Origin of the sequence: Aeromonas sp. FDAARGOS 1408 (assembly GCF_019048665.1) — a bacterium.
GTDB lineage: Bacteria > Pseudomonadota > Gammaproteobacteria > Enterobacterales > Aeromonadaceae > Aeromonas > Aeromonas dhakensis.
This window is the reverse complement of the sequence record NZ_CP077394.1, coordinates 1,685,319-1,703,968: the sequence shown is the minus strand read 5'-3', so window position 1 is coordinate 1,703,968 and position 18,650 is coordinate 1,685,319. Positions and strand designations below refer to the sequence as shown.

The 18,650-nt window shown below is 60.3% G+C and carries 10 protein-coding genes; all 10 read right to left on the bottom strand.

Annotation, left to right across the window (positions count from 1 at the left end):
* Positions 1 to 58: 58 nt before the first annotated feature.
* Positions 59 to 1,696 (bottom strand): DUF3466 family protein, encoded by a 1,638-nt coding sequence (locus I6L38_RS08010; protein WP_017788056.1) that lies wholly within the window; start codon positions 1,694 to 1,696, stop codon positions 59 to 61.
* 8 nt (positions 1,697 to 1,704) lie between these two features.
* Positions 1,705 to 3,627 carry an ABC transporter ATP-binding protein gene (locus I6L38_RS08005; protein WP_124249445.1) on the bottom strand — a complete coding sequence of 641 codons (1,923 nt, stop codon included), beginning with the start codon at positions 3,625 to 3,627 and terminating at the stop codon, positions 1,705 to 1,707.
* Between the two features lie 73 nt (positions 3,628 to 3,700).
* Positions 3,701 to 3,931 carry a glutaredoxin family protein gene (locus I6L38_RS08000; RefSeq protein ID WP_017788054.1) on the bottom strand — a complete coding sequence of 77 codons (231 nt, stop codon included), beginning with the start codon at positions 3,929 to 3,931 and terminating at the stop codon, positions 3,701 to 3,703.
* The gene (gene rlmKL / locus I6L38_RS07995) at positions 3,931 to 6,099 is read right to left on the bottom strand and encodes a bifunctional 23S rRNA (guanine(2069)-N(7))-methyltransferase RlmK/23S rRNA (guanine(2445)-N(2))-methyltransferase RlmL (RefSeq protein WP_216989379.1); all 2,169 of its coding nucleotides are present in this window, start codon (positions 6,097 to 6,099) and stop codon (positions 3,931 to 3,933) included. Before rlmKL ends, I6L38_RS08000 begins: the two co-directional genes overlap by 1 nt.
* A 675-nt stretch (positions 6,100 to 6,774) precedes the next feature.
* Positions 6,775 to 7,311 (bottom strand): cell division protein ZapC, encoded by a 537-nt coding sequence (locus I6L38_RS07990; protein ID WP_010634013.1) that lies wholly within the window; start codon positions 7,309 to 7,311, stop codon positions 6,775 to 6,777.
* 87 nt (positions 7,312 to 7,398) lie between these two features.
* Positions 7,399 to 8,409 carry a quinone-dependent dihydroorotate dehydrogenase gene (gene pyrD, locus I6L38_RS07985; protein WP_216989378.1) on the bottom strand — a complete coding sequence of 337 codons (1,011 nt, stop codon included), beginning with the start codon at positions 8,407 to 8,409 and terminating at the stop codon, positions 7,399 to 7,401.
* Positions 8,410 to 8,456: 47 nt separating this feature from the next.
* On the bottom strand, positions 8,457 to 13,298 hold the full coding sequence (locus I6L38_RS07980; RefSeq protein WP_216989377.1) for an NAD-glutamate dehydrogenase: 4,842 nt from the start codon (positions 13,296 to 13,298) through the stop codon (positions 8,457 to 8,459).
* A 278-nt stretch (positions 13,299 to 13,576) separates the two neighbouring features.
* Positions 13,577 to 13,798 (bottom strand): DUF2835 domain-containing protein, encoded by a 222-nt coding sequence (locus I6L38_RS07975; protein ID WP_005300804.1) that lies wholly within the window; start codon positions 13,796 to 13,798, stop codon positions 13,577 to 13,579.
* 71 nt (positions 13,799 to 13,869) lie between these two features.
* Entirely contained in the window at positions 13,870 to 16,494 is a 2,625-nt protein-coding gene (pepN, locus tag I6L38_RS07970) for an aminopeptidase N (protein ID WP_216989376.1), read from the bottom strand.
* 133 nt (positions 16,495 to 16,627) lie between these two features.
* Positions 16,628 to 18,643, bottom strand: coding sequence for a carboxy terminal-processing peptidase (gene prc / locus I6L38_RS07965; RefSeq protein ID WP_216989375.1), 2,016 nt, complete (start codon positions 18,641 to 18,643; stop codon positions 16,628 to 16,630).
* Positions 18,644 to 18,650 lie beyond the last annotated feature (7 nt).

Sequence of the window (18,650 nt, the reverse complement as noted above, 5' to 3'; positions counted from 1 at the left end):
TATCCGCTCATTGTGACACAAGACACTGAACCGCATTAATTTTTAGTGACACAACTTTTTAGCGCTGGAAACGGCGCAGCCAGGCGAATGGCAGGGCCAGCAGAGTCAACCAGAACAGGCTGCCACCACCGCTGCCGCCATCCTGACCGGTCTGGTTGTTGACCGGTGCGTTGGCGACCACATAACCGGCCGGATCGTTGTTCTTGTAGTCGGTCACGACCGGTGCCAGCTTGACGCTGACCACGGTAGCGTTGGTGCGGTTGTTCAGATCGCTTTCGCTGTTGTAGCGATAGGCGGTCGCGGCCACAGTCCCATTCTCGCTGATGCCGCTGGCATAGGCGATGTGGTAGTAGTAACCGTTTTGGGCACACTGTTTGGCACCCGCATCATCCAGACCGCAGATGAGATCGTTCAGGTACCAGTTGTTGCCGGTCGCCGCGTTGAGCAGGAAGCCTTCCTGCATGCGGTTGGTGCCGTTGACCACGGGTTGGGTCTGATGACGGGAATCACGCCAGCCAACCACCATGTTGTGGTTGTTGATGGCGGCCGCTTCCGAGCCGGAGCCGCTGAGCGGCTTGTCCTGCAGGGAAACCACGGCGTTGGTGGTCGGCGTGTTCAGGTTGAACACGAACATCTCGACCGGGCGGTTCTGGCCCTTGTTGATGCGATAGAGCTGGTTGCCGACCACATAACCGTTGTCGTTGACCCCCACGGCCCAGCTGTGTTGCAGCTTGGCGTCATCTTTACCGGGCTCGCCTTCTGCCAGCGGGATGATCTGGGTGGTGCCCACCTTGCTGCCATCCAGATCCAGTGTCCAGTAGGCGGCCAGGTTGCGGCCATCCAGGTAGTTGGTGCCGATCTCGCCGGTGGAGGAGTACCCTACCCCATACAGCGTGCCGTTGAATTTGCCCACGCCGAGCGCGGAAGCGGTCTGTACCACTTCGTTGCGGCCCCGGGCATACTCGTTGGCCTGCAGCAGCTTGTTGAAGGTACCGGTACTGTTGACCAGCCAGAAGCTCGCCTGGGTGTTGAGGCCCGGGCAGTAGCGGTAGTCACCGTACTGGCCGTCGTTGCCGGCAAAGCACCAGTTGTAGGTTTCGGAGTTGACGGCGATGTTCTTGCCGGTGGCGGCGGTACCGGTCACCAGATACTGGCCGTTGTCCAGCTTCTTGATGCTGGTCGGCACGCTCAGGCTGTGAGTGCCGGCGCCATCCTTCAGCTCGACGGGGTTGCCCTCCTCGACCACGGCAAAGGCGGTACGCACCTTGCCACTCATCTTGTAGCCCGCCCGGGTGCCGGGTACGTCACCCAGCGCGGTCACCAGACCGTCGGTCTCGCCCAGCTGCACGTAACCTACGTTGTTGCGCTGGTCGACACCATCGAGGAAGTCACGACGCCACTGGTAGGCGAAGTTGCTGTTGTCGTTCCAGAAGGAGTTGCAGACCGAGTTGGAGAGCATGCAGCCCTGCTCGAAGCGGAAGCGGTCAACCAGGAAGTCGGCGAAGCGCACGGTCGAGAAGTGCTCGGCCATGTTGTTCTTGGTGTTGATCCCGATGAGCCCGTTGCCGTCGCCGCTGATACCGCTGGCGTAACCCTTGTCGGACGCATCGACAATGGTGAAAAAGGGACTTTGTGCCGCCTGGGCATTCAGGCTGGCGCTGACCAGAATGGCCAGCATGGATAATTGCTTTTTCATCTACTTCCTTAGTCCTGATGTTTCAACGCTTCCAACTCCTCCCAGCGGGAGAAGGCTTGTTCCAATGCCGCCTCTGCGGCATTCAGGGCATCCAGTTTGGTCTGGGTTTGTTCCGCAGGCAGGGAGAAGAAACCGGGGTGGTTGATCTCCGTCTGCAGGGCATCCAGCTCCGCCTCCAGCTGTTCCAACCGGGCTGGCAGATTATCCAGCTCCAGCTGCAACTTGTAAGAGAGTTTCTTCTGTTTTGCCGCGACCGGCGCCTGCGTCACGACAGGCTCTGGCGCCTTGCTCTGGGGCTGCTTCGCCGCCTGCTGTGCGGCCAGCTGAGACTGCTGCTGGGCACGGGTGGCCATCATGTCGGCATAGCCCCCCACATAATCACTGATCCGCCCATCCCCTTCAAACAACCAGCAACCGGTCACGGTATTGTCGATGAAACGACGATCGTGGCTCACCAGCAGCAGGGTACCGGGATAGTCCGCCAGCAGCTCTTCCAGCAGTTCCAGCGTTTCGACATCCAGGTCGTTGGTTGGTTCATCGAGGATCAGTAAATTACTGGGCTTCAAGAACAATTTGGCCAACAGTAAACGGTTTTTTTCGCCCCCTGACAAGGCTTTCACCGGGGTGCGTGCCCGTTTTGGCTCAAACAGGAAGTCCTGCAGGTAGCCGAGGATGTGACGGGAGCGGCCGCGCACCATCACCTCCTGCTTGCCTTCGCCCACGTTGTCCACCACCGTCTTCTCGGGGTCGAGCTGTTCGCGGTACTGATCGAAATAGGCCACTTCCAGGTTGGTGCCCTGACGCACCGAGCCGCGGGTTGCCTCGAGCTGGCCGAGCAGCAGCTTGATCAGGGTCGACTTGCCACAGCCGTTGGGGCCGACCAGCGCAATCTTGTCGCCACGCAACACCTGCAGATCCAGCCCCTGAAACAGGGTGCGATCGCCAAAGTCGAGACCCAAGCCTTCACTTTCAAATACCAGCTTGCCCGAGCGGCCCGCCTCGTCCAGCTGCAGCTTGGCCTTGCCCTGCAGCTCACGACGCTGGGTCCGCTCCATCCGCATCGCCTTGAGGGCACGCACTCGTCCCTCGTTGCGGGTACGGCGGGCCTTGATCCCCTGGCGCACCCACACCTCTTCCTGGGCCAGCTTGCGATCGAACTCGGCATTTTTCAGCTCCTCGACCCGCAGCCACTCCTCCTTGCCCTGCAGGTACTCGTCGTAATTGCCGGGCCAGGAGGTGATCACGCCGCGATCCAGATCGATGATCCGGGTCGCCAGCTTGTGGATGAACTCCCGGTCGTGGGAGATGAAGACGATGGCGCCGCGAAAATCCTTGAGAAACTCTTCCAGCCAGTTGATGGCATCGATGTCCAGGTGGTTGGTCGGCTCGTCCAGCAGCAGCAGATCCGGATCGCAGGCCAGCGCGCGGGCCAGGGCCACCTTGCGCAGCCAGCCACCGGAGAGACTGTCGAGGGTCACGTCGGGATCCAGACCGAGCAGGGTCAGCACCTGGTTGATGCGGGTCTCGAACTGCCAGCCATTCTGGTAGTCGAGCTGCTCCTGCAGCTGGCTCATCTTGCGAATGTTGGCATCGGAGGCATCGTGTGCCAGCTCCATGGAGATATGGTGATACTGCTTGAGCAGCTCCCCTACCCCGGCCAGCCCTTCGGCGGCGTAGTCAAACACGGTGAGCTCGCTCGAGGCGGGGGGATCCTGCTCGAGGCGGGTCACTTTCAAGTCTTGCTGCAGCACCAGACGGCCGTCGTCCAGCGGCAGTTCGCCGGCGATCACCTTCATCAGGGTGGACTTGCCCGCCCCGTTGCGCCCCACCAGACAGAGGCGCTCGCCCCGCTCGATGGTGAGCTCGGCCTGGTCGAGCAGCGGAAAATCACTGAACGACAGGGAAGCGCCGTGCAATGTCAAAAGAGCCATTCTTGTTCCTTCTTGCTAATGAAAAAACGGGCGGCAGACTGAGTCTCCCCCCGTTTCATCGTCAAATCGCCCACTACTCCCGGGCGGCAAGCCACGCTTGCAGCTCCGCCAAGGTAAAGGGCCAACCCAGTTCACGCCCGGCCTCGTCGCGCACGACCGGAATGCGCACCCGGTAGGCCTCGAGCCAGTCGGCGTCATCCAGGATGTCGCAGCGGCGGGTCCTGCCGGCAAGGCCGGCCTGCTCCACCAGCACCCAGGCCTGTTCACACAGGTGGCAGCCGTCGGTGTGAAACAGGGTCAGCATCAGCCCTGGGCCTCGGCATGGGTGATGATCCAGCAGTTGTGGATATGCTGGTTGCGCTCGAAATCCTTCGGCCGGGTCTTGCCGGTGATGTTCTGGGCCTTGAGACCGATGGCCTCAAGACCGGCCAGATCCATCTTGAAGTGGCGCTTGTTGTTGGAGAAGACCAGGGTGCCACCCGCAGCCAGCAGACGCTTGAGGTGCTGCATCAGCAACAGGTGATCGCGCTGCACGTCGAAGCTCTCGTCCATCCGCTTGGAGTTGGAGAAGGTGGGCGGATCGATGAAGATGAGGTCGTACTGCTCGTCCGCCTCGGAGAGCCACTTCAGGCAGTCTGCCTGCACGAACTTGTGTTCGCGGCCCACCAGCGAGTTGAGGCGCATGTTGTCCTGTGCCCAGTTCAGGTAGGTGCGCGACATGTCAACCGTGGTGGTTTCGCTGGCACCGCCCAGACCCGCGTGCACGGTGGCACTGCCGGTGTAGGCAAAGAGATTCAGGAAGCGCTTGCCACGGGCCATCTCGCCCAGCATGCGGCGGGTCTGACGGTGGTCGAGGAACAGGCCGGTGTCGAGATAGTCGTAGAGGTTGACCCACAGACGGGCACCGTACTCCTGCACCTCCATCCGGTGCTGCTCTTCGGAGAGCTTCTGGTACTGCTGTTTGCCTTCCTGACGCTCGCGCACCTTCAGGATCACCTTCTCGCCATCCATGCCGGTCACCTTGATGGCGGCCTGTACCATGTCGAGCAGGCGCTGACGGGTCTTCTGGGCGGGGATATCCTTGGGCGCCGCGTACTCCTGCACCACCAGGTAGTCCTGATAGCGGTCGATGGCGGCGTTGTACTCCGGCAGATCGGCGTCGTAGAGACGGTAGCAGTCGAGGTTCTCTTTCTTCGCCCACTTCTCGAGGGCCTTCAGATTCTTGCGCAGACGGTTGGCAAAGTCCTGCGCCACCTCTTTTTGGGAGGCCACGGAGTCCAGCGCGATCTGGTAGTTGCGCAGCTGACACTCGAGCGCCCCGTTGAACAGGCGATATTGCTTGTCGGCGCGCAGGCGCAGACAGCTGAGCAGCTCGGGGGAGGCAGAAAGGATCGAGACTTTCCACCCCTGGAAGCTGCGACGCAGGGCATCGCCAAGGGCCTGGTGCACTTCCAGCAGCGCCGGGAACTCGCCGAGACGCTCGCCATAGGGCGGGTTGGAAATGAGCATGCCGACCTGACGGGTCTCCCCTTCCGCCGCCATGGGCAGCGGGTTTTCCAAGGCGGTCGCATCGGCCTGTTTGAAGGTGATGAGATGGGCCACGCCGGCGGCTTTGGCGTTGTCACGTGCTTTGAGCAGCACGCGGGCGTCGGCATCACAACCGAACAGCTTCACCTCGCAGCGCTGCATGCCGCGTTTGGCGCGCACTTGCGCCTCCATCATCAGGCTCTGCCACAGTTCGCTGTCATGTTGCAGCCAGCGATCGAAACCGAAGCGCTCGCGGCGCAGGGCCGGCGCCATATCGGCGGCGATAAAGGCCGCTTCAATCAGCAGGGTACCGGAACCGCACATGGGGTCCATCATGGGCTCGCCGGCCCAGCCGCTACGGGCGATCATGGCCGCCGCCAGGTTCTCTTTGAGCGGTGCCTCACCGGCGCCCTGACGATAGAAGCGCTGGTGCAGCGCAGGGCCTGACAAGTCCAGCGTGATATTGGCCTTGCCCTTGCCCAGATGGGCCATGATGCGAATGTCCGGGGATTTCTTGTCCACGTCCGGGCGCACATGACCACGCTTGGTGAAGCGATCGACGATGGCGTCCTTGATCTTGAGCGCGCCGTACTGGGTGTTGCGAATGGAGGCGTTGGTACCGGTGAAATCCACCGCTATGGTGGCGGTGCCGGAGAAGTGCTCTTCCCAGGGAATGGTATGGGCGCCCAGATAGAGGTCCAGATCGTCGTTCATCTGGAACTCGGAGAGCACCAGCACGATGCGGGAGGCAAAACGGCTCCACAGACAGGCCTTGTAACCGATGGCCAGCTCGCCGCAGAAATGGACGCCGGCCACGGTCTCGCGGACCTGCTCTGCACCCAGATTGGTCAGCTCGACGGCCAACAGGTTTTCCAGCCCCTTGGGGCAGGTTGCAAAAAATTCTTTCATCACGCTCACGGGGAAGCCATAAAAATAGTGCCGCATTATACCTTAAGCGACGATCCGGAGCAGCAAAAGCTTGGGCATGTCTGCATAAAGAGCGCGCAGTTGACCCTGAGGCTGTGGTTGCGCCTGCACGGGATGAAGGCCGGTAATGGTGACATTGATGACAAGCGAGTGACTCCGTAACGACAGCACACGCAACGCCAATGCGAATGATGGCACAAAAAGCAGTTTTGTATATTTTTCGAGCAAACATTGATCCGTTATCCGGATATATATTCCCCCTCGCCCTCTTCTAAATTGCCACATCTGACAGGAGTCAAACAAAGCTTAAATCGTTATTATTCTTCACGACAGAGCAAGTCCTTTCTGTAAACCCCGTGCTTTGCCCTCCCGTTATCGTCCGTAAACGGGAGGGCTATTTTTTACATCCCCTCCCCGCTTATGCCGACATTGCCCTGCCTGTCATATCTATCAGGTTTCAAGAGAAACTACAGGTTTTAGAATAGTCCCGTGTTGTTGATACAACAGCTTATTCCTCCTGTAGTGTGTGTTTGTCGCCCTCGCCTCGAATTGACGTGAGGGCATTTTTTCATATGAGCAGATAACGCGAAGAGAATAATGGGGCTGGTCAGGATGAGGCAGGATTAACAAGGGAGATACGTGATAGCGAGCCATTACAGGGTAAAAAACCAGTGCACCTCGCCAAGTTAACGATCAACCGACTTGGCGATATTGCGCCTGAGCCGCGGGTCTTGGGCTCATGCGATTGTTCATCACCTTGATGACGCCAAACCGGGGCAGTGTCTTGCTGGTGGTCAATATCAGATCGTCGGTCAGGTTCAAACAGACGCTGGCCTGATCGCCGGCTTCAATCACCAGAAACTCCCCCTTGCCATGAGGCGTCCCCATGCACACCAGTGCACCGGTTTCCGGAGTGATAACCGGATGGGTTTCGCCAAAGAACCAGCTTTGTGGCATCAAGGGTTTGTAAAAGCGGCTGACGGCGATGGCATTGAGGACCAGCTGCACCTGATGGGGCACGCTCCACTCCAGTTCTGCCACCCTGTCCATCAGTTGATAATAGAGCGCGGCATCATCCACACAAAACGGCTGGGTGGTGAAGGAGCTAGGCACCAATTGCCGCCCTTTATATTCGGTGGCAAATATCATGCGATCGGATAAATCCAGCATCAGACGATCGTCATGAGCATCATAATGCCACTGCCAATTGTCATTGGGTTGGATACACATGGAGGTGCCCTTACTGGAAGTCGTTACTCGACTTTATTCCATGTCGAGAATTTCAGCAACTTTAAATAAAGGGCACCGATTTATTTCTTATATATGGGTCACAATCTCTTTGACCAGATCCGGGCCTTTATAAATAAAACCACTATAAATCTGGACCAGACTGGCACCCGCTGCCAGCTTCTCGCGGGCCGCCATGGCGCTGTCGATGCCGCCGACCCCGATAATGGGCAGCGCACCATCCAGCGCCTTGGCCAGCTGGCGGATCACCTCGGTACTCTTGTGCTGCAGAGGACGACCGCTGAGTCCCCCCGCTTCACCGGCATGAGGCATGTCATAAATCATGTCGCGCTCGAGGGTAGTATTGGTGGCAATCACGCCATCGATGCCATTTTTTATCAAGGATGCGGCGACTTGATTAATTTCATCCGGGGTCAAGTCCGGGGCTATTTTAACGGCCAGCGGCACGTATTTCTTATATTGTGCGGCCAGCTCCTGCTGACGAACCTTGAGGGCGGCCAACAGTTCATCCAGTGCCTCGCCATATTGCAGCGAACGCAGCCCAGGGGTATTGGGGGAAGAGATATTGACGGCAATATAACCGGCGTGGTCATACACCTTGTCCATGCAGTTCAGATAATCATCCTTGCCCTGCTCGATGGGGGTGTCCTTGTTCTTGCCGATATTGATGCCGATCACCCCCTGATATTTGGCCTGCTTGACCTGAGCGACCAGGTGGTCGACCCCTTTGTTGTTGAAGCCCATCCGGTTGATGATCCCCTCGGCCGGAATGACCCGGAACAGACGGGGTTTGTCATTGCCGCTCTGGGGTCTGGGGGTGACAGTACCGACCTCGATAAAACCGAATCCCATGGCCCCGAAGGCATCGATGCACTCACCGTCCTTGTCGAGCCCGGCCGCCAGACCCACCGGATTGGCAAAAGAAAGCCCCATGACGGTGACGGGGCGTTTGGGCAGGGAGTGGCGGAAGAAACAATCGAGCGGTGTACCGAGAAGGCGGGGCAAATATTTGATGGAGAGATCGTGCGCCTGTTCCGGATTGAGCTTGAACAGGAAATGCCTGGCGAGAGGGTACAGCATGTTTGCTCCTTAAAAAAAGCCCCGGCAACTGGCCGGGGCTTTTGGGGTTATGCCGAGGTTCGGCAATTCAACTGGAGCAGGTTCAACTCCCGCAAGGCCACCGAGAACTTGGCGAACTCGTGAGTGCTGGTGGTCTTGAAGTCGGCCAACATGTGGGTCCAACGGGACAAGAGTTGCTCATGCTCCGAAATCCAGTCGGCCAGTATGGTAGCGCATTCTCCCTGATCTTTGCACCCTTCCAGTACCACGGAAGTGAGACTGCGTTGCTGCCAGTCCAGATCTTCGCGGAAGGAAGCCCGCGCCATCGCCTGCCAGTGGTTGCCCACCGGTTGATGATTGATCTGGTCGAGGAACCAGTGCAGATCCAGCTTGGCGCCGAGGCGATAGTAGACGTTGGCGGCGCGCAGGATGTCGGTCTTGTGCTCCGCGGCAATCTGCGCCAGATCCAGGCTGGAGAAGAGGCTGCTCATGTGGGCCACCTGACGGGCGATGGCTTGTGGCACCTGCTTGGCCACCAGGGCGGCGACCGCCTGCTGGTGCTCGGCCACTTCACTCTCGTCCATCACCTCGTAGAGGTGCTGACCCAGCGTCTCGAAGGCCGGACGGAAGAAGGCGATGTTCTCGCTGATGCTCCAGCTGCGGTTGCGGGCGCGCAGGAACCAGCGGGTGGCACGGCGCACGATGCGACGGCTGTAGAACATCAGTTCGAGCTGGGTCTGGGCGTCCACCAGGTTGTCACACCCTTCGATGTCGCGCCACAGCTGGTTGAGGCCAAATACCTCGCGCGCCATGGCGAAGCAGCAGGCCACTTCCGCCACCGAAGCACCGGTCTCGTCCTTCATCCGGCTGGCGAAGTTGAGCCCCATGTCGTTGACCAGCATGTTGGCCACCCGGGTCGCGATGATCTCGCCGCGCAGCGGATGCTGGGCCAACGCCGCCCCGAACTGCTGCTGCAGTTTGGCCGGGAAGCTGGTCACCAACATGTTGGCGAGGAAGGGCTCGTCGGTCACTTCCGGGCAATTGAGCTGCTCTTTGAGCACCATCTTGCCGTAGGCCACCAGCACCGCCAGCTCGGGTCGGGTCAGCCCCTGCCCTGCCGCCATCCGCTCGGAGAGCTCTTCGTCGGAGGGGAGGAACTCGAGGCCGCGGTCCAGCTTGCCTTCGCGCTCCAGCCCCTGGATGAAGCGCTGCTGCTCCTTGAGCTGCTCGGCGCCGCGGAAACTGGTCACCGAGATGGACTGGGACTGGCGATAGGCGTTGGTGATGACAATCTGCGCCACGTCGTCGGTCATCTCGTAGAGCATCTGGTTGCGCTGCTTGAGAGTCAGGTCCCCTGCTGCCACCAGCTGGTTCAGCAGGATCTTGATGTTCACCTCGTTGTCGGAGCAATCCACCCCGCCCACGTTGTCGGTGAAGTCGGTGTTGATGCGACCACCCTGGCTGGCGTACTCCACCCGGCCGAGCTGGGTGAAGCCCAGGTTGCCACCCTCGCCCACGATGCGGGCCCGCAGATCGCGGCCGTTGACCCGCAGCACATCGTTGCTGCGATCGCCCACTTCGGCATCGCTCTCGCGGGCACTCTTCACATAGGTACCGATGCCGCCGTTCCACAGCAGATCGACGTTCAGGCAGAGCAGCGCCTTGATCAGCTCGTTCGGGGCCATGCTGGCTTTGTCGGTGCCGAGCAGGGTCTGCATTTCGGGGCTCAGCTTGATGGACTTGGCCGAGCGCAGGAAGATGCCGCCCCCTGCCGAGATCAGTTCCCGGTTGTAGTCATCCCAGCTTGAGCCTGGCAGCTCGAACAGGCGCTTGCGCTCGACGAAGCTCTTGGCTGCATTGGGGGTCGGATCGACGAAGATGTGCATGTGGTTGAAGGCACCCACCAGCTGGGTGTGCTCGGAGAGCAGCATGCCGTTGCCAAACACGTCGCCGGCCATGTCGCCAATCCCCACGCAGGTGAAGTCGGTAGTCTGGCAGTTGACGCCAATCTCACGGAAGTGGCGCTTGACCGACTCCCAGGCGCCACGGGCGGTGATGCCCATCTTCTTGTGGTCATAGCCGACCGAACCGCCGGAGGCAAAGGCGTCGCCCAGCCAGTGACCGTATTCGAGGCTTATCTCGTTGGCGATGTCGGAGAAGGTCGCGGTGCCCTTGTCGGCGGCCACCACCAGGTAGTAGTCATCCTCGTCGTGACGCACCACGGATTTGGGCGGGATCACCTCGCCACCGATGATGTTGTCGGTCACGTCCAGCAGGCCGCGGATGAACAGGCGATAGCAGGCCTTTCCCTCTTCCTGGATCACGGCACGGGGCGCCCCCGCCGGCATCTGCTTGCAGTAGAAGCCGCCCTTGGCTCCCACCGGCACGATGACGGTGTTCTTCACCTGCTGGGCTTTTACCAGACCCAGCACTTCGGTACGGAAGTCCTCCTTGCGATCGGACCAGCGCAGACCGCCACGGGCCACCTTGCCCCAACGCAGGTGCACCCCTTCCACCCGCGGCGAGTAAACGAAGATCTCGAACTTCGGCAGCGGCAGCGGCATGTCGGTGATGCTGGAGGGGGCCAGCTTGAAGGAGACGTAGGGCTTGATGTTGCCCGCCTTGTCCAGCTGGTAGTAGTTGGTGCGCAGGGTGGCGTCGATCATCTCCACATAGCGGCGGATGATGCGATCGTCGTCCAGGTTGGCAACCTGATCGAGCTTGGCGGCGAGCTGCTCGTGCAGCTTGGCCTGTACCTTGGCGTCCTGCTTGCCGGCCGGATCCAGGCGCTGTTCGAACAGGGTGAACAGCAGCTGGGCGATATCCGGGTAGCGGGTCAGGGTCTCTTCGATATAGGACTGGCTGAAGGAGACGCCGGTCTGACGCATGTATTTGGCATAGGCGCGCAGCACCGAGACCTGACGACCGGTGAGGCCGGCGCCCAGCACCAGTCGGTTGAAGCCGTCATCTTCCAGTTGCTTGTTCCAGATGGCCGCGAAGGCTTGCTGGAAGCGCTGCTGGCTCTGCTCCAGATCGAACGGCTGCTCCCCATGCAGTAGCATGGAGAAGTCGAGGATCCAGAAGATGTCGCCCGCCGGGGTGCGCACCTGATACGGGGTCTCACCGATGACCCGCAGCCCCATGTTTTCCAGCATGGGCAGCACATCGGAGAGGTGGATGGGTTCGGTACGGTGGAACAGCTTGAGGCGTACCCGGCGATCGTTCTCCTCCTCCTGGGCACGGTAGAACAGCATGCCGAGCGGATTGGCCTCGCTCAGGTTGTCCAGCTCCATGATGTCGGCCACGGCGGAGCCCGGCAGCACGTCTTCCTTGTAGGCGCGGGGGAAGGCGGTGCTGAAACGGCGGCGCAGTTCGTTGCCACGGGCTTCACCGTAGTGAGAGAGCAGCACGGAGTCCAGACGGTCATCCCAGCTGCGGGCCGCTTCAATCAGGTTGTTCTGTACTTCGTTCACATCCACATCCACGTTGTTGTTGTTGACCCGCACTATGTAGTGGGTCCGTGCCAGCACGCCCTCGGTGAAGTAGACGTTGAACTCCACCTCTTCGCTGCTGCCGAAATACTTCTGCAGGATCTGCTGGGTCTTGACCCGCAGCGCCGTGTTGTAGCGCTCCTTGGTGACATAGACCATGCAGGAGAAAAAGCGGCCGTAGACGTCGCGGCGCACGAACAGGCGCAGCATGTCGCGCTCCTGCATCTCCAGCACCCCGAGACCGGTGGCCAGCAGCTCCTCTTCGCGAGCCTGGATCAGCTCATCGCGCGGGTAGGTTTCCAGTACGTTCAGCAGCGCCTTGTAGGCATGGGAACCCTTCTCGTGACCGGAGGCGGCCATGATGCGCTCGAGGCGGTGGCTGATGAGCGGGATCTGGGTCGCGCTGGTGTTGTAGATGGAGGAGGCATACAGACCGATGAAGCGATCTTCGCCGATCACTTTGCCGTGCTCGTCGAAGCGCTTGATGCCGATGTAGTCCACATAGGCCGGGCGATGCACCCGTGATTTGCTGTTGGACTTGGTGAGGATCAGCAGGGAGGAGCTCAGGGCCGCGTGACGGGCACTGGCCGGCATGGTGCCCAGGCGCTGCCCCTCATCCTTGATGGAGTTTTTCATCAGACCCAGGCTCGAATCCGGCTGCGGCAGGATCTCGTGATCCCCCTCCACCGCCTTGACGTCGTAGCGACGATAGCCCATCAGGGTGAAGTTGTGAGCGGCCACCCATTTGAGGAAGGCGACGCAGGAGTCTACCTCGGCCTTGCTGACCGGGTGTTTGCGTTTGGGCAGCTCGTCGATGATCTCGTTCAGGCGTGCCAGCATGGGCTGCCAGTCACCTACCGCCAGGGCCACTTCACCGGCGACGGAGTTGAGCTCGGCGGTCAGCCCTTCCATCTGCTCCTCACTGGTGAGGTGATCGATTTCGATGAGGAAGGCGGTCTCGACGGAGGTCTGTTCGGCCGTGTTGTCCAGATCCAGAATGGCGCTGATCTTGCCTTCACTGCCGCGAATGAGGTGCAGCGGCTGGTGCAGCATCATGTGCGCCGTGATGCCCCGGCGCTTGAGCGCCATGCGGATGGAATCCACCAGGAAGGGGGAGTCCTGCAGAATGATTTCGACGATGGTATGGGGAGACTGCCAGCCGTGGCGGGTCAGCTCGGGATTGTAGACCCGGATATAGGGCTCTGTGCTGGTGCGCTGGTTGAGCGCATTCCACAGGCTGAGCGCGGCGCCATAGAGATCGCTGTCATTGCGATCGTGCAGATCGGTGCTCGCCATGTTGCCGTAGAACTTGGCGACGAAGCACTCGACCAGGGAGGCACTCTTCTTGGGCAACTTCTGATGGATCAGGCTGAGAACGTTTTCGAGCAGAACTGAGGTAGGGGCGTCTTTCAATGCCATTTCTATATTCCTTATCGGACGACATTAACCACCGACACAGAGACATCCACCCTGGATGCCCACCGGTACAGAGTTGCTGCGAAGTGTAATGTCTTGGATCAAGGAAGGCGAGCAAAGGTGATAATGAGTTGTTAAAAACAAGGGGCAGATCACGCCTTAAGCTGTGAAAAATTTTGCCGTTCTGGCAAAAAACAGAAAATCCCACTGGATGGTTACGGATTTACCGGATAGATAGTGACTGAAAGCAGTGAATTACGCGGAAATATGTTCGAGTTTTGTTAATTTATGCGTTCGAGGCTGATAAAGCGATAATCGTCCTGGGTTTTGAGGCGAAAGTAGCCATGTACCCCGCTGATGGCGACGAAGGGCCGTATTTTTTCTATGCCCAGTTCCAGGGTCAGCCCCTGCTCGCTGCGCACCACCAGCCGTTTGGCATGGCCCTGGTACATCAGCATGACCTCGTCATGGCTAAGTGAAAGGCGAAAGGTAAACTGCTTCACGATGACTCCTCTGGTCGTGGTTGAAGACTCACGGTAAAAGGGCGGGAGATGACTCCCCCGCCCGCTCGTGCTTACTGCTGCAGCGCCTTGCTCACCTTCTCGAACAGATCCCGCGCCAGCCCCTCGAGGTTGGCCAGACGGGTCAGCTCGGTGCGGATCAGAGCCTTGCGCCCCTCATCGAGCCGCTTGAACTGGATGAGCGGAGTGATGAGGCGGGAGGCCACCTGCGGATTGACCTCGTTGAGCTCGATCAGCAGATCGGTCAGGAAGCGGTAGCCGCGACCATCGCGCGCATGGAACTGCACCTGGTTGTTCATGGCAAAGCTGCCCACCAGCGCCCGCAGCCGGTTCGGGTTGCGAATGCTGAAGGTGGGATGCGCCATCGCCTGCTTCACCTCTTCCAGCACGTCTTCCGCCGGCTTGGCACCCACCAGCCGCAGCCAGTTGTCCAGCACCAGTCCGTCCTTGGCCCACTTGCCTTCGAAATCGGCCAAGAGCTCGGCGCGGCACGGCAGCAGATGGCTGTTGGCCACCTGCAGCGCCGCCAGGGTGTCGGTCATGTTGTCGGCAGCCGCATATTGCTGGCGCACCAGCAGATCGGCGCTGCCGGCATCGAGGGCCGCCAGATAGCCCAGCACGACCCCCTTGAGCGCCCGCTTGGCCATGTCGGCGTGCACCACCTGATAAGCCGGCAGGCGCAGACTCACGTAGCAGGCCACCAGACGGGCTCCGAAGGCCTGGGCCAGCGAGGTCTGGATCTCGTTGCGCACCTGATGGATGGCATCGATGTCGGCCACCTCGAACAGCTCGGCCAGGGTCGCCTCGCCCGGCAGCGCCAGGATCTCCGCCTTGAGGGCGGGGTCGAGCTCCTCGTCGTCGAGGATGGCGACAAAGGCCGCCAGCAGGGTCCGGGAGACATCAACCCCCTGCCCTTGCTGAGTCCGGGCCACGCCGTCGATGACCGCCTTGTTGATCAGCATCTGCGCCGCATCCCAGCGAGCAAACTCGTTGCGGGCATGGCGCATCAGGAAGGCCAATGCCTCGTCGCTGTAGTCAAAATGCAGTTTGACCGGCGCCGAGAAGTCCCGCAGCAGGGAGGGCACCGGCTTGACCGATACCTTGTCGAACACGAAGGTCTGCTCCGCTTCCAACACGTCGAGCACGTTGCCGATGGCCTTGCCCTGGTACTGCAGCGGGATGATGGCCCCCTGCTCGTCATAGAGTTCGATGTCGAGGGGGATATGCAGCGGCAGTTTCTGCGGCTGATCCTGGGTCGGCGGGGTGTGCTGGCTCACGTGCAGGCGATAGACGCCGCTGTCGCCATCGTACTCGTCGGTCACGGTGAGCTCGGGAGTGCCGGACTGGCTGTACCAGCGGCGGAAGCGGCCGAGATCCACACCGGAGGCATCTTCCATCGCCTGCACGAAGTCATCACAGGTGACCGCCTGACCGTCAAAGCGCTCGAAATAGAGGCGCATGCCCGCCTGGAAGGCATCCTCACCCAGCAGGGTGTGCAGCATGCGGATCACTTCCGAGCCCTTCTCGTAAACGGTCAGGGTGTAGAAGTTGTTCATCTCGATCACCACATCCGGGCGGATGGGGTGGGCCATGGGGCCGGCATCTTCGGCAAACTGCGGGCCGCGCACGGTGCGCACGTTGTTGATGCGGTTGACCCCACGCGAGCCCAGATCGGAGGAGAACTCCTGATCCCGGAACACCGTCAGCCCCTCTTTCAGGCTGAGCTGGAACCAGTCGCGGCAAGTGACGCGGTTGCCGGTCCAGTTGTGGAAGTATTCGTGGCCGATCACCCGCTCAATGCCGTGGTAGTCACTGTCAGTGGCGGTAGCCGGGTTGGCCAGCACGAACTTGGAGTTGAAGATGTTGAGCCCCTTGTTCTCCATGGCGCCCATGTTGAAGAAGTCCACCGCCACGATCATGTAGATGTCGAGGTCGTACTCGAGGCCGAAGCGCTGCTCGTCCCAGCGCATGGAGTTGATGAGGCTCTCCATGGCGAAACCGGCTCTGTCCAGGTTGCCCTTGTCGACGAAGATCTCGAGGGCAACCTGGCGGCCACTCTTGGTGGTGTAGTGGCTGCGCTCCACGTCGAAGTCCCCGGCCACCAGCGCAAACAGGTAACTCGGTTTGGGGAAGGGATCCTGCCACTGCACGAAGTGGCGGCCGTCACCCAGATCGCCGCTGTCGACCTTGTTGCCGTTGGAGAGCAGGAAAGGATACTTGGCCTTGTCGGCGGTGATGCGGGTGCTGTAGCGGGCCAGGATGTCGGGCCTGTCCATGTAATAGGTGATGCGTCGGAACCCTTCCGCCTCGCACTGGGTGCAGTAGGCATCGCCGGATTTGTAGAGCCCTTCCAGCGCGGTGTTGGCGGCCGGGTTGATGTCGGTGACTATGGTCAGCACGCACTCTGCCGGCAGGTTGAACAGGGTCAGGCTGCTCTCACCCTGCTCGTACTGGGTAAAGGCAACCCCGTCCACGCTGATGGCGTGCAGGACCAGCCCTTCGCCATCCAGCACCAGCGGCTCCTTGTGGTCGCCGTTGCGACGCAGCCGCGAGATGGCGGTGACCCGGGTCTGCGGCTCCTGCAGCTGAAAATCGAGGTCGATGCTGTCGCACCAGTAGAGCGGAGCCTGGTAATCCTGGCGATATTTGGCCGTCATGGCCTGGGAGTGATCGGTCATTATTGTTTGCTTCCACGCTTGTTATTGACGTGTCAGAGGCTGTCATAACCGGTTGGCAGGGTCAAATAGTTTGCATTCAGGCAAAGGAAAGGGCGACCGAAGTCGCCCTTGTTGATTAATTGGCTGTCCCTGTTCAGCCGCGTTTGCTGAGCTTGGCCAGATCCGCCGTGATGTTGGCAGCCTCGACCAGATACTCGTCGGGTGCCTCAAAATCGGCAGGCAGATCGTCCAGGCTCTTCACCGTCGGCTTGCCCAGGCGAGTCAGGCGTTCGTTGGCGCGCTTGAGAGCCTTCTCGTCCTGCTTGGCCTGATCCGCCAGACGCTCCGCCTCGTTGAGGGAGACCGACTTCTTGTCTTTCTCCTCCTTGTAGTCGGCAATGTCCTGCATCACGTAGGCAAACTCCGGATCCTTGTTGATCCGTGCCTCGTGGGCAGACTGCAGCTTGGGCAGCAGGCTGGCGAAGTTGCCGAGCTTGTCGTACTTGGCCGATGCAATCTTGTCCCACGGCAAGGCGTTGAACTCACGGCTCTCGCCCGTCTCTTCCGGCGCCACCGCAGTCGGGAAGCTGATGTCCGGGGCGACGCCCTTGTTCTGGGTGCTGCCACCGTTGATCCGGTAGAACTTGGCGATGGTGTACTGCACGTGACCCAGCGGCTGCTCGTAGAAGTCATAGACCTTGGCGAGGCTGCGATGCTGTTGCACCGTGCCCTTGCCGAACGAGTTCTCGCCGAGGATCAGGGCACGGCCGTAATCCTGCATGGCGGCAGCGAAGATCTCGGAGGCCGAGGCGCTGTAGCGGTCGATCATCACCGACATGGGGCCGCCGTAGTAGACGTTGCCGTCGTCATCACCGTTGACGGTGATGCGGCCCATGTGATCCCGGATCTGCACCACTGGGCCGCTCGCGAAGAACAAGCCGCTCAGGGCAGAGGCCTCGGTCAGCGCACCGCCGCCGTTGCCGCGCAGATCGACGATCAGACCCTCGATCTTCTGCTTGTTGAGGCTGGAGAGCTCCTTGATCACGTCGTCGTGCAGGTTGACGTAGAAGCTCGGGATCTCGAGCACGCCGATCTTCTTGCCCTCGGCGGTGATCACCTTGGACTTGGCGGCCCTGTCTTCCAGACGCACCTTGTCACGTACCAGCTCGATCTGCTCGGTCTTGGCGCTGGCGCCCTTGCCGCGCTGGATCTCCAGCTTCACCTTGCTGCCCTTGGGCCCCTTGATGAGCTCGACCACGTCATCGAGACGCCAGCCGATCACGTCGACAATCTTGCCGTCGTCCTGCCCTACCCCGACGATCTTGTCGTCCGGTTTCAGGTGGTTGGACTTGGCAGCAGGGCCGCCGGGCACCAGGGAGCGAATGACGGTGAAGTCATCTTCGGCCTGCAGCACGGCCCCAATCCCCTCCAGCGAGAGGTTCATCTCGGTGTTGAAACGATCGGCGCTGCGCGGAGACAGATAGCTGGTGTGCGGCTCGATGGCGCGAGCGAAGGAGTTCATGAAGAGCTGGAATACATCCTCGCTCTCGGTCTGGGACATCCGCTTGATGGCGTTGTTGTAACGCTTGCCGAGCAGCTCCTTGATCTCGGGCCACTCCTTGCCGCTGAGCTTGAGGCTCAGGGCATCGAACTTGACCCGCTGGCGCCACAACTCGTTGAGTTCGGCCTCGTCTTTCGGCCAGGCCGCCCCTTCCCGATCAAACACGTAGTTGTCGGGCTGGGTAAAATCGAAAGGAGTATCGAGCAGTTTGAGGGCGTATTCGAACCGCTCATAACGCCGCTGCTGACTCAGGTTGAACATCTCGTAGGCCGGTGCCAGCCGCCCTCTTTCGAGGTCGGTGTCAAAGCCGGTACGGTACTTTTCAAAACGGCTGATGTCAGAGGCCAGAAACAGGTTGCGGCTGTAATCCAGATTCTCCAGATACTTGTCAAAGATCACGGAGGAAAAGGCATCGTCCAGCTTGAACTGCTTGTAATGCGAGCGGGTAAACAGATTGGCAATTCGCTTGCTAGCCGTAGCATGTTGGCTCTCCTGAGCCAACACAGGCAAATCACTTTCCTTGAGCACCGGCTCGATGGCCTGTGCAAGCCCGGCAAGCGCCAGGCTACAGGCAACGAGGGAAAAACGAATTACGCCATGCTTCAACATTTGTCTC

What these genes read in the sequence shown, in the direction of transcription:
- I6L38_RS07980 (WP_216989377.1), bottom strand. Translation starts at nt 13,298, where the DNA reads ATGGCATTGAAAGACGCCCCTACCTCAGTTCTGCTCGAAAACGTTCTC.
- rlmKL (WP_216989379.1), bottom strand. Translation starts at nt 6,099, where the DNA reads ATGCGGCACTATTTTTATGGCTTCCCCGTGAGCGTGATGAAAGAATTT.
- pepN (WP_216989376.1), bottom strand. Translation starts at nt 16,494, where the DNA reads ATGACCGATCACTCCCAGGCCATGACGGCCAAATATCGCCAGGATTAC.
- I6L38_RS07990 (WP_010634013.1), bottom strand. Translation starts at nt 7,311, where the DNA reads ATGTGTATCCAACCCAATGACAATTGGCAGTGGCATTATGATGCTCAT.
- I6L38_RS08010 (WP_017788056.1), bottom strand. Translation starts at nt 1,696, where the DNA reads ATGAAAAAGCAATTATCCATGCTGGCCATTCTGGTCAGCGCCAGCCTG.
- pyrD (WP_216989378.1), bottom strand. Translation starts at nt 8,409, where the DNA reads ATGCTGTACCCTCTCGCCAGGCATTTCCTGTTCAAGCTCAATCCGGAA.
- I6L38_RS08000 (WP_017788054.1), bottom strand. Translation starts at nt 3,931, where the DNA reads ATGCTGACCCTGTTTCACACCGACGGCTGCCACCTGTGTGAACAGGCC.
- I6L38_RS08005 (WP_124249445.1), bottom strand. Translation starts at nt 3,627, where the DNA reads ATGGCTCTTTTGACATTGCACGGCGCTTCCCTGTCGTTCAGTGATTTT.
- prc (WP_216989375.1), bottom strand. Translation starts at nt 18,643, where the DNA reads ATGTTGAAGCATGGCGTAATTCGTTTTTCCCTCGTTGCCTGTAGCCTG.